We start from the raw sequence: 11,321 nt of genomic DNA, 5'->3' as shown, positions 1-11,321 counted from the left end.
GTTCGGGGTTTCAGAGCATTGTCGCAGTTTCAGGTCTCGTCCGGTGTCCTTGAGTTCTGCTCAGACACTCGCGAGCGCCTTTTCGCGATCCGCGCTGAGGAGAACGGGCGTGAGGGGCAATTGCCTCTGCGCGCCTTCGCTTCTTGCGATGACCGCCAGGTCTCGGCGGTCCTTCGGGCGGTCGAGCTTTTGCTTGTACGCCTTCAGGTCCGCGAGCGTCATGTAAGGGAGCCCGTCGATGCGCTCGGCGCGGTCGATGATCGAATCCGATTCGAGTCCGGGCATGAACCAGTGGTCGCAGACCTCGACCAAGCCTTCGAACAAGCGCACGACCCTCGCGCCGCTCACCGCTGTCCGCTCGGTGTAGCCGCGACCGACCCGAGCGAGCTCCCGTGCCCGACTCCAGGTCTCCCCGCGAGCGACGATGTCGATGTCGGACAATCGCCGCCGGAATCCGGTCGCCATCAATCTGGCACTGCCGGCGAGTACGAAATCCGCCGGATCGAATCCTTCGTCGCGGACCAGTCGCCACACCAGTCCTAGAAGCTGAGCGCCATCATGGGTGCCGTTGGAGGCATCCGCCACGTCGGTTCCTTCTCCTTCGACGGCAATGGGTTCATCGAGGTGGCGGGCCGAGGCGATGTCGGGCGCGTCTGCCCGGGGCGTATTGGTAGCGGCCGGCATCGTGAGTTAAATGCCGTCGATCGTCGCGTTGGATCAGTCGCTCGATCGCCTCCGGGTCGCGGATCAGCAGGCTTCCGCGGGCGGTGGCCACGGTTCCCGCTTCCCGCATTCGTCTCAGCACGACCGCCGCGGTTTCGCGTGAGAGCCCACTGAGGGAACCCAGGTCCCGCTGTGTCACCCCGGTGATTCGAATGCCGTCGCCGGTTTCCTGACCCATCCCGGCGTCGATCAGTCGCACCAGGCCCTTCGCGATCTTGTGCTCGCTCGTCGTCGCCGACTCGACTTCGGGTAGGTCTTTGGCGACGATCCGGCCGGCCAGGTGCTTCAGCATCGCGAGGTTCGCCCGCGGCTCGGACATCAGGAATTCCATCCATGCCGCACCCGGGATCACGTGCGCCTCGACGTCGTTGAGTGCGATCAGGTCGGCCGTGCGCGGCTGCTCTGTCATCGCGGCGAGTTCTCCCACGATGCTTCCCGGGCTGAAGATGTAGGCGATCGACTTCGGTTCGCCCACCACCGCTTTGATGTGGCCCTGTCGCAGGTAGAGCACGAAGTCGGACTTGTCGCCTTCGCGGACCAGGATCGTGCCGGTTCCGTAGGCCACCGGGTGGCCGGTGGGCAGCAGGCGGGTGAGTTCCTCTTGTGTGAGGAATCCACTCATCTGTGTGTTGCCTGACATGTTCTTAAGTGTAGAGCTACACACAAGGATTTTCGGGGACGCGACCGGCGCGTGTCGGGAACCCGACTTCTGTTCGGATCGCTTGGGGTGCTTACGGAGCGGCCGTTTCGACCGTGACCGGGTGGCGAAGGCCCGGGTGGTTCGGGGGGAGGGTCGCCTTGATGATCCAGCCGCTGACTATGAGGCAGAGGATGAGGAGGGGCCAGGAGAGGAGCACTTGGAGCAGGCCTCCGGCCACCACCGCGAAGGCCTCTTCGTCGCTGTTCCAGAATGGGGTGAAGACCGCCACGCGGAGCGTGTACATCGCGACCCAGGCCCAGGACGCGAGCGAGTACGCGCGCAGCAGGTCGGGGTCGCGGCGCCAGTGGGTCTTCTGGCCCAGGAGGGCGCCGACGATGAGGCCGAGGAGTGGGCGGCGGAAGACGATGAAGCCCGCCCAGACCAGGGCGCTGGCGGCGTTCGAGACGATGCGGGGGAGGAGGATGTCCTGGGCGCGGCCGGTGTAGAGGACGATCAGGCAGGCGACCGCGACGCTGAGGAGTCCGAGGATCACCGCGCGCGGTTTCTGCCGCTGCGCCAGGCGGATCGAGGCGATCGCCACCGCCGAGGCGAGGGCCGCGGCGGCACCCCAGGCGATCGAGTTGCCGGTCAGGAGCCAGGTGAGGATGAACACCACGAGCGGAGCGGTGGCGTCGAAGGCGCCGCGCTTGCCGCCTAGTAGGCTGACTAGCGTGTCTTGCCGCACAGTATCGGACAACTGCCAACCCCTAGTTCTGAATCCCGTTACGAAGGCAAGGCTACCCTAACCGCAGTGGCACCCCGGGCCTGCGGCCCGCAGCCCCACCTACGGACGGATTGGCACGGTACCGGATGCTCGGCACACATCGGATCAGCGAAGCACAGCTCGTCGACCTGCTCCGCCGTGCCAGGAAAACCGACTTCGGACGCTGGAACAAAGCCGACCTCCAGCGCGCCATGACCGACCTGGGCTGGCAGGTCCGCTCCGCCGAAGTCGACATCGGCATGTGGCGCGCCGAGACCGGCTACGAGACCGGCAACGCCATCGCCGACTCCGTCCCGCCCCAGACCCCCGTCTCCGGCCGCGCCGACTTCTACTCCATCGAGGTCATGGTCCTCCGCTCGGCCGAACGCGGCCGCCAAGGCGAGAACCACCGCACGCTCATCTTCCGCGAAGTCCTGCGCACCATGCTGGGTGAGCTCGGCGCCCCCGAAGTCCGCGGCGGCGACGGCGGCCCCTGGATCCGGTGGTATCGCGACGGCCTGATCTTCGAGCTCCACCTGCGCCGCTTCCACGGCGGCGTCACCCTCCGCCTGCTCGCCCCCGACCTGTTCGAGCAGCTCGAAGCCCACGCCGTCGGCAAGGGCGATGTCTCGGGCTGGGCCGCCTACGCCCGCCCCGGCACCCACCCCTCCGAACCGGCCTGCCACGACATCGGCGAGTTCACCGAACGCCTCAGCTCCCTCCTTCAGGACATGGCCGCCGACGTCCCCGTCGTCGACACCTCCGGCACCGTCCTGCTGCGCACCGGCGACTGGTCGGCCCGCTACGTGGCCGCGTTCGTCGACGGCGGCCTGCGCGTCGAGGCCAGCGCCGCCGTCTCCGGCTCGTGGCGCTCGGGCCTGTCGAACCTCCCGAGCATGGGCTTCCGCGCCCCCAGCGGCGCCCAGCCCAACTGGTCGCGCTCGTTCAACTCCACCGACCGCACCGCCACCAGCCAGGCCGCCCACATGATGGTCGACGCCCTGCGCGCCTTCGGCATCCAAGACCTCTTCGACATCGTCTACGACGGCTTCACCGCCGACGGCGAACGCATGTACCTCCCGGTCCTCGGCATCGGAAACGGCGACAACCCCTACTAAGGGGGTGCGGGCGAGCCCCGGCTGGCCGCTATCCGGCCCATTCGCCCGCTCGCTTCGTTGTCGGCCCTCCGAATACAACACCGGTATTCGGAGGGCCTTCCGCCTTGCGAGCGAACGAATGGACTCGGATACCGACCGACCCGGGGCTCGCCCGCACCCCCTAGCGTTAGGGTCGACGCATGATCGTCGACCTCCGCTCCGACACCGTGACCCGCCCGACCCCGGGCATGCTCGCCGCCATGACCGCCGCCGACGTCGGCGACGACGTCTACGGCGAGGACCCCACCGTGAACGCCCTCGAAGCCGAGGCCGCGGCCCTGTTCGGCAAAGAGGCCGCCGTGTTCACCCCCAGCGGCTCGATGGCCAACCAGATCGGCGTCCAGCTCCTCGTCCCGCCGGGGGAGGAGCTCCTGTGCGACGTCAAGTCCCATGTGGTCAACTTCGAGATGGGCGCGGCCGCCGCGCTCGGCGGCGTCTCCTCGCGCACCTGGGCCGGACCCGCCGGACGCATCGAACCCGAGCGGATCGAACCCCTCATCAACCTCCCCGGCGGCTACGCCACCACCACCCGCGCCCTCGCCGTGGAGAACACCCACAACATGGGCGGCGGCACCGTCCAGCCCATCGAGCGCCTCCGCGAACTCAAAGCCCTCGCCGACGCCTACGACCTCGGCCTCCACCTCGACGGCGCGCGCATCTGGAACGCCCACGCCGCCACCGGCGTGCCCCTCGCCGAGTACGGCCGCCTCTTCGACACCGTCTCGGTCTGCCTCTCCAAAGGCCTCGGCGCGCCCGTCGGCTCCCTGCTCATCACCGACGCCGATCGCGCCGCGAAGGCCCGCGTCATCCGCAAGCGCCTCGGCGGCGGCATGCGCCAGGCCGGGTTCCTCGCCGCGGCCGGGCGCTACGCGCTGGCCAACCACATCGAGCGCCTCGGCGAGGACCACGCCCGTGCGCTGCACCTGGCGCGGGCCCTGGAGCCGTTCGGGCTCTGCGACGCCTCACAGGTCGAGACCAACATCGTGCTCCTGCGCGTCCCCGAGATCGGCCGCCTCGCGACCGCCGCGGCCGAGCAGGGCGTGCGGATCTCGGTGCTCGGCCCCGACTGGGGCCGCATCCTCACCCATTTGGACGTGGACGACGCGGCCGTCGAGCACGCCGTGAAGGTCCTGACCGAACTGGCCGGGTAGTTCCGCCGTTCGGCCCGGGGTGATCCTCCCGTTGGGGGTTGCCGCATCGATGCGATCGAAGGTAGGTTAGGCAAGCCTTATTCAGTTGAGCCTTACCTCCGGAGGTCGGTGCGTGTACGCCTGCATCTGCCACGCGGTCCACGAGACCGAGGTCCGCGCGTGCATCAGCGCCGGCGCGCACACCGAAGAGGCCATCGGCGAGGCCTGCGACGCGGGGACGAGCTGCGGCACCTGCCACGAGCGACTCGTGGACATGATCGAGACTTATTTCACCGAATCGGTTCCCGCGCCGGCCTGAACCGCCGGGCTTGTCGGGATTTTCCGGGCGCTTTAGGCGCTCCTCCGTTAGGCTAGGTTGTCCTATTTTAGGTATTCCTGGCTGGATATGCGTACCGAATCGGCCCTAGTCTGGGGTCGTCGGCCGGGCGGCCGACGCGGACTTGGAAGGGCGGATTGCCATGCAGGGCGACCAGCGCGTCATCGAATTCCTCAACGAGCAGCTGACCGCGGAGCTGACCGCGATCAACCAGTACTTCCTGCACGCCAAGATGCAGGAGCACTGGGGCTACACGAAGCTGGCGAAGTACACCAAGACCGAGTCGATCGACGAGATGCGCCACGCGGAGATCCTGACCGACCGGATTCTGTTCCTCGACGGCATGCCGAACTACCAGCGCCTGTTCCCGCTGCGGATCGGGGCCACGGTGGAGGAGATCTTCCGCTGCGACCGCGAGATCGAGGTGGAGGCGATCGACCGCCTCAAGCGCGGGATCGAGCACATGGAGTCGGTCAAGGACTACGTTTCTCGGGACCTCTTCCGGAGCATTCTCGAAGACGAGGAGCACCACATCGACTACCTCGACACGCAGCTGGCGATCATCGAGAAGATCGGCGAGGGGCTCTACATCCAGTCCCTCATCGAGCAGCCCGAGGGCGAATGAGCAGCGAATACACGTGAAAACGGGGGCCGGCTTCGCAGCCGGCCCCCGTGCTTCACTCTTGCGGCGGAGCCCCTCACGTCTCCACCACAGTGGTGGGCCGCCGCCTTGCGGGCGCCGCCCCGAGGATCGTAACATATCAGTACTTTGAATGGAAGTTTCCGAAACTTCCGGAGCGTTCAGGTCCCGGCGCGGCGCATCGGGACGTGCGGGATGCCGTCCTCGATGTACTCCTCGCCGTCCTCGGCGAACCCGTGCTTGCGGTAGAACCCGGCCGCGTACACCTGCGAGTCGAGCACGACCTCGGCCGCCGGGCCCACCGAGTCGAGCGCCGCGGCCATGAGCCGGCCGCTGAGCCCCGAGCCCCGCTCGGCCGGGACGCAGCACACGCGTCCGATCCGCCATCGCTTGAGCCCGTTCGAAGACGGGGCCGCCGGGCCGTGCCCGCCATGGTCGCGCAGCAGCCGCAGGCACGCGGCGGCCGTGCCGTCCTCGCCGTCGATCCAGAAATGGGTGGTCTCCGGATCGGTGTCGAGGTCGTCGAGGTCCGGGTAGGGACACTCCTGCTCGACCACGAACACCGACTGCCGCAGCCTGGCCAGGGCGAACACCGCGGCACCGTCGAGTTCGGCGAACCGTCCTTGTCGAATTTCGCGCATACCCGCCATTAGAACAGCGTTCGCATCCGCATGGTTGGACGCCGACGCAGGTGTGAACGAGCCAGGCGGCGGTCGCTCGTCCGCCTACGCGTATTCGTCGGCGATCTCGCGGGCCCGGTCCCTCGCCGCCTCGATCGCGTCGGTCACCGCCGAGCGGGCCCGGTGCTTGTCGAGCTGCCTCACGGCGTTGATCGTGGTCCCGGCGGGGGACTCGACCGCCTCGCGCAGCTCCACCGGGGAGCCGCCGCTCTCGCGGAGCATCCGGCCCGCGCCGAGCGCGGTCTGGGTGACCAGCTCCGAGGCCACCGCGCGCGGCAGGCCCATGAGCACCCCGGCCTCGGTCATCGCCTCGGCCAGGTAGTAGAAGTACGCCGGTCCCGAACCGGAGATCGCCGTGACCGCGTCCTGGTGCTTCTCCTCGACCACGAGCGTGCGGCCCAGCGGCTTGAACAGTTCCAGGGCCGCGTCCAGGCAGGCCGCGTCGGCGTGGGTGCCCGGTGAGAGCACGGTCATCGCCTCGTCGACCAGCGCCGGGGTGTTCGGCATCGCGCGCACGACCGGGGTCCCGTCGGGCAGACGCTTCTCGAAGAACGCCACCGGAAGTCCCGCGCAGATGCTCACCACCGGGGCCTTCGCGGTGAAGGCCCCCGCGAGCTCTTCGAGCAGCGCCCCGGCGTCCTGCGGCTTGACGGCCACGACCACCACGTCCGCGTCCCGCACGGCCTCGGCGTTCGGCTCGACCCGCACGCCGTAGGCCTCGCGGAGCTCATCGGCCCGCGCTTCGCTTCGGGCCGTGGCGATCACCGCCTCCGGCGACCAGCCCGCCCGCAGCAGGCCCGACACGATGGCCTGCCCCATCTTCCCCGCCCCGAGCACGGTGACCGTCCGCATATCGTCTCCTCACGCAATCGACTGCCCCCTCGATTGTGCCTCGCGCCCCGGATCCGAAAAATCATCCTGTCGCGCGTTTCGTCTCCTGGGACGGGACGGGCTGCCACGATAATCGAACCCAGGCACTCAATGGACGATTGGGGCGATATGGACGTTCTGGACCTGGCCCGGATCCAATTCGGGGTCACCACCGTCTACCACTTCCTCTTCGTACCAGTCACCATCGGCCTCTCGCTCCTGGTCGCGATCCTCCAGTCCCTCTGGCGCGCAACCGGAAAGACCACCTACCTCCGCGCCACCAAGTTCTGGGGCAAGCTCTTCCTCATCAACATCGCGATGGGCGTGGTCACCGGCATCGTGCAGGAGTTCCAGTTCGGCATGAACTGGTCGGCCTACTCCCGCTTCGTCGGCGACATCTTCGGCGCGCCGCTCGCGTTCGAAGCGCTCGTCGCGTTCTTCCTCGAATCCACGTTCATCGGGGTGTGGATCTTCGGCTGGGACCGCCTCAAGCCCGGCCTCCACCTCGCGTGCATCTGGCTCGTGGCCGTCGGCACCATCGCCTCGGCGTACTTCATCCTCGCCGCCAACGCGTTCATGCAGAACCCGGTCGGCTACCAGCTCAACGAGACCGCCGGAAGGGCCGAGCTCACCGACTTCGGCGCCGTCCTGGCCAACCCGGTCGCGCTCGCCTCGTTCCCGCACACGATCTTCGCGTCCTGGCTCACCGCCGGGGCCGTGGTCGTCGCCGTCTCCGGCTACCACTTCATGCACCGCCGCGACCTCGACGTGCACCGCCCCGCGATGCGCCTGGGCATCCTCACCACCCTCGTCGGCGGCATCGGGCTCGTCCTCTCCGGCGACGCCCTCGGCAAGGTCATGACCGCCACCCAGCCGATGAAGATGGCCGCCGCCGAAGCGCTCTACCAGACCTCGTACAACGCGCCGTTCTCCGTGCTCACCGTCGGCACCCTCGACGGGCGCCACGGCACCCCGATCATCGAGATCCCCGGCCTGCTCTCCTACCTCGCCACCGGCTCGCCCCAAGGCCGCGTCGAAGGCATCAACGACCTGAACGCCCAGTACAACACCATGTTCGGCCCCGGCGACTACGTGCCGTACATCCCGGTCACCTACTGGTCCTTCCGGCTCATGATCGGGTTCGGGCTCCTCGCGATGGCGATGGCCCTCATCGTCTGGTGGTCCACGCGCCGGGGCCGCCTGCCCGCCCACCGCCTGTTCTGGCCCGTGGTCATGTGGACGGCCGCCGCCCCGTTCCTGGCCAACAGCGCCGGGTGGATCTTCACCGAGATGGGCCGCCAACCCTGGGTCGTGTTCAGCCTCTACCAGACCTCCGAGGCCGTGTCGCCACGCGTGGGCATGGCCACCGTGGCGATCTCCCTCATCGGGTTCACCCTCGTCTACCTCATCCTCGCCGTGGTCGCCCTCAAGCTCTTCCTCAAGTTCGCCAAGGCCGGACCGCCCACAGAGGAGGACGCGCTCGCCTCCGCGCGCGGCCCCTCCGACGACGACTCGGACAAGCCGATGGCCTTCGCCTACTGACCGAGAGGACGCTCCATGGATCTGACGACGCTGTGGTTCATCGCCATCGCCGTCCTGTTCACCGGCTACTTCGTCCTGGAGGGCTTCGACTTCGGGGTGGGTGTCCTGCTGCCGGTGCTCGGCCGCGACGACCGCGAGCGCCGCGCCATGATCAACACGATCGGCCCGGTCTGGGACGGCAACGAGGTCTGGCTCATCACCGCCGGCGGCGCGATGTTCGCCGCGTTCCCGCACTGGTACGCGAGCCTGTTCTCCGGGTTCTACCTGCTGCTGTTCCTCATCCTCATCGGGCTCATCATCCGCGGCGTGGCCTTCGAGTACCGCGGCAAGGGCGACTCGCCGCAATGGAAACGCAAATGGGACCGCTGCATCCTCGTCGGCTCGATCGTGCCCGCGTTCCTGTGGGGCGTGGTGGTCGCCAACCTGGTGCGCGGCGTCCCCCTCGACGCGAACTTCGACTACACCGGGACCTTCTGGGGCCTTCTCAACGGTTACGCGCTCCTGGGCGGCCTCACCACGCTGCTGCTGTTCACCACCCACGGCGCGTACTTCCTGCACCTCAAGACCGCAGGCGACCTCTCCGAGCGCGCCCGCGGCCTGGGCCTTCGCTTCGGGGTGGCCACCGCGATCCCGGCGCTGGCGTTCCTGATCTGGACCCAGATCGCGTTCGGCAACAGCCTGACCCTGGTGCTCATCATCCTCACCGCGCTCACGCTCGTGGCCGGTCTGGCCCTCGACTACTCAGGCCGCAGCGGGAAGGCCTTCGCGGCCACGGCGGTCACGATCGCCCTCGCGTCCGCCGCGCTGTTCTGCGCGCTGTGGCCCGAGGTCCTGCCCTCGACCAGCGACCCGGCGAACAGCCTCACCCACGAGAACGCCGCGGCCACCGAGAAGACCCTCGGCATCATGACCTGGGCCGCCGCCGTGTTCCTACCGATCGTGCTGCTCTACCAGGGATGGACGTACTGGGTGTTCCGAAAACGCGTCTCCGTCGACCACATCCCGGCCGAGAAGGCCAAGGCATGACCGCCCTCGCACCCGACCGCGGCTCGGGCACGTTCGACCGCCGCCTCCTGCACCGCGCCCGCGGGGCCTCCGTCTACATCGGAGTGTGCGCCGGGCTCGGCCTCGCCCAGACCGCGTGCGTGATCGCCGGGGCCTGGCTCATGGCCTCGCTCATCGCCGGGGCCTTCGCCGGAGGCGAGGACCTCGATGCCCTCGGGCCGCAGCTCATCGCGCTTGCGGCGGTCCTCTGCGCCCGCGCGCTCCTCGCCTCGGTGCAGGAGGCCGCGGCCAATCGCGCGAGCGCAGGAGTGAAGTCCGGCCTGCGCCGCCAAGCGCTCGAACGGCTCATGCGGCTGCCTTCAGGGGAACGCCACACCGGGGAGACCGCGCAGCTCCTGGTACGCGGGATCGACGCGCTGGACGCGTACTTCGCGCGGTACCTGCCCCAGCTCGTACTGGCCGCGCTGGTGCCGCTCGCGGTCGTGGTCGTCATGCTCACCGCCTATCCGCCCGCCGCGCTCATCGTGCTGGTCACGCTACCGCTGATCCCGTTGTTCGGCATCCTCATCGGCCGCTACACGCGCGCCCGCGCCGACCGCCAGTGGGCCTCGACCGCGCATTTGGCGCACCACTTCGCCGACCTCGTGGCCGGGCTGCCCACGCTCAAGGCCTTCGGCCGCGCCGGGAAGCAGACGGGCGCGATCGAGGCCACGACCAGCGAGTACCGCAGGCGCTCGATGGGGTTGCTGCGCATCGCGTTCTGCTCCGCGCTGGTGCTCGAACTGGCCGCGAGCCTGTCGGTGGCGGTCGTGGCGGTGACCGTGGGCGTGCAGCTCGTGGACGGCGGCCTGGCCGGGGCCGCCGGGCTTCAGACCGCGCTGCTGGTGCTGATCCTCGCGCCCGAGGCGTACCTGCCGTGGCGCAACGTGGGCGCGCAGTACCACGCCAGCGCCGAAGGCCTCGCCGCCGCGGAGCGGGTCTTCGCGATCCTCGACGCAGATCCCGAACGCCCGGCCGCTCCGGCCCCGGCCCCGCGCACCGCTTCGACCGCGCTGCCGAGCGCCCCGTTCATGCCGCCGCCGCTCGAACGCGCGCCGACGATCATGTTCCGCCGCACCGTGTTCGCCTACCCGGGGCGCGAGCCGCTGCCCGAGGTGAGCTTGACGGTCCCGGCCGGGCAGACGACGGTGCTGACGGCGCGTTCGGGCGCGGGCAAGTCGACGCTCATGGCCGCGCTGCTGGGATTCCGCGAACCGGTCTCGGGCTCGATCGCGTTCGACGGCGCGGACATCGCAGGGCTCGACCTCGCGGCAGTGCGCCGCTCGATCGCATGGCTCCCGCAGCGTCCGGTGCTCATCGACGGCACGGTGGCCGACAACGTGCGCCTCGCCGTCCCCGGCGAGGCCTCCGATCCGGCGGTGGCCAAGGCGATCGCAGAGGCAATGGCCCCGGACGCCCGCCGCAAGGTGGCCTCGAACGGCGCGGGCCTGTCAGCGGGAGAGGCCGCCCGGGTGGGCCTCGCCAGGCTCCTACTGCGGGCCGACCAACTCGACACCCCGGTACTGCTCCTCGACGAACCGACCGCCCACCTCGACGCCGACACCGAGCAAGCGGTCATCGACGCGCTAGCCCCGTACCGCGAGAACCGAACGGTCGTCATCGCCTCCCACCGCCCAGCACTGCGAGCGATCGCGGACCGGGAGGTGGCGTGGTGAGCACGCGGAAAATGCGAAACACGATGCGCGATGGCAACGCGATCGGACCGGGGCCCACATACGCCCGGCGGAGTGCGCTCACTCTGACGGCGTGTGCGGCCGCTGATGAGCGGGGGCGC

Annotated in this window: 12 protein-coding genes; 7 read left to right on the top strand and 5 right to left on the bottom strand. The window is 69.1% G+C overall.

Annotated features, from left to right (window positions below):
- Positions 1-60: 60 nt before the first annotated feature.
- The 3 genes from AB0B28_RS11930 to AB0B28_RS11920 all read right to left on the bottom strand — a co-directional run bounded on the left by AB0B28_RS11930 (position 61) and on the right by AB0B28_RS11920 (position 2,120).
- Complete coding sequence (locus AB0B28_RS11930) at positions 61-585, bottom strand: hypothetical protein (RefSeq protein ID WP_360119947.1); 525 nt, start codon at positions 583-585, stop codon at positions 61-63.
- A gap of 31 nt (positions 586-616) precedes the next feature.
- Positions 617-1,363, bottom strand: coding sequence for a Crp/Fnr family transcriptional regulator (locus tag AB0B28_RS11925; protein ID WP_360119946.1), 747 nt, complete (start codon positions 1,361-1,363; stop codon positions 617-619).
- A gap of 91 nt (positions 1,364-1,454) precedes the next feature.
- Positions 1,455-2,120 (bottom strand): DUF3159 domain-containing protein, encoded by a 666-nt coding sequence (locus tag AB0B28_RS11920; RefSeq protein WP_360119945.1) that lies wholly within the window; start codon positions 2,118-2,120, stop codon positions 1,455-1,457.
- Positions 2,121-2,233: 113 nt separating this feature from the next.
- Between AB0B28_RS11920 and AB0B28_RS11915 the strand changes: the two genes are divergently transcribed.
- The 4 genes from AB0B28_RS11915 (at position 2,234) to bfr (ending at position 5,375) form a co-directional block, all read left to right on the top strand.
- Complete coding sequence (locus AB0B28_RS11915; RefSeq protein ID WP_360119944.1) at positions 2,234-3,244, top strand: hypothetical protein; 1,011 nt, start codon at positions 2,234-2,236, stop codon at positions 3,242-3,244.
- A gap of 182 nt (positions 3,245-3,426) precedes the next feature.
- A complete protein-coding gene (locus tag AB0B28_RS11910) occupies positions 3,427-4,434 on the top strand; it encodes a GntG family PLP-dependent aldolase (RefSeq protein WP_360120060.1) in 1,008 nt (335 codons plus the stop codon).
- Between the two features lie 112 nt (positions 4,435-4,546).
- The gene (locus tag AB0B28_RS11905; protein ID WP_360119943.1) at positions 4,547-4,732 is read left to right on the top strand and encodes a (2Fe-2S)-binding protein; all 186 of its coding nucleotides are present in this window, start codon (positions 4,547-4,549) and stop codon (positions 4,730-4,732) included.
- A 160-nt stretch (positions 4,733-4,892) separates the two neighbouring features.
- Positions 4,893-5,375: a bacterioferritin gene (gene bfr / locus AB0B28_RS11900; protein WP_360119941.1), complete on the top strand. Its 483-nt coding sequence runs from the start codon at positions 4,893-4,895 to the stop codon at positions 5,373-5,375.
- A 176-nt stretch (positions 5,376-5,551) separates the two neighbouring features.
- Here the strand turns inward: bfr and AB0B28_RS11895 are convergent, their stop codons facing one another.
- The gene (locus AB0B28_RS11895) at positions 5,552-6,031 is read right to left on the bottom strand and encodes a GNAT family N-acetyltransferase (protein WP_360119939.1); all 480 of its coding nucleotides are present in this window, start codon (positions 6,029-6,031) and stop codon (positions 5,552-5,554) included.
- Positions 6,032-6,115: 84 nt separating this feature from the next.
- Positions 6,116-6,922 carry a pyrroline-5-carboxylate reductase gene (gene proC / locus AB0B28_RS11890; RefSeq protein ID WP_360119937.1) on the bottom strand — a complete coding sequence of 269 codons (807 nt, stop codon included), beginning with the start codon at positions 6,920-6,922 and terminating at the stop codon, positions 6,116-6,118.
- 147 nt (positions 6,923-7,069) lie between these two features.
- Here proC and AB0B28_RS11885 point away from each other — a divergent pair, with 147 nt between their 5' ends.
- The 3 genes from AB0B28_RS11885 to cydD are packed head-to-tail and all read left to right on the top strand — an operon-like array spanning position 7,070 to position 11,202.
- Positions 7,070-8,482, top strand: a complete 1,413-nt coding sequence (locus tag AB0B28_RS11885) for a cytochrome ubiquinol oxidase subunit I (protein WP_360119935.1) — start codon at positions 7,070-7,072, stop codon at positions 8,480-8,482.
- 15 nt (positions 8,483-8,497) lie between these two features.
- Positions 8,498-9,508: a cytochrome d ubiquinol oxidase subunit II gene (gene cydB, locus AB0B28_RS11880; protein WP_360119933.1), complete on the top strand. Its 1,011-nt coding sequence runs from the start codon at positions 8,498-8,500 to the stop codon at positions 9,506-9,508.
- Complete coding sequence (gene cydD / locus AB0B28_RS11875) at positions 9,505-11,202, top strand: thiol reductant ABC exporter subunit CydD (protein ID WP_360119931.1); 1,698 nt, start codon at positions 9,505-9,507, stop codon at positions 11,200-11,202. The genes cydB and cydD overlap by 4 nt, the downstream gene beginning before the upstream one ends.
- Positions 11,203-11,321: the final 119 nt, after the last annotated feature.

Origin of the sequence: Glycomyces sp. NPDC046736, from assembly GCF_040645615.1 — a bacterium.
GTDB lineage: Bacteria > Actinomycetota > Actinomycetes > Mycobacteriales > Micromonosporaceae > Glycomyces.
This window is presented reverse-complemented; position numbering and strand designations above follow the sequence as displayed.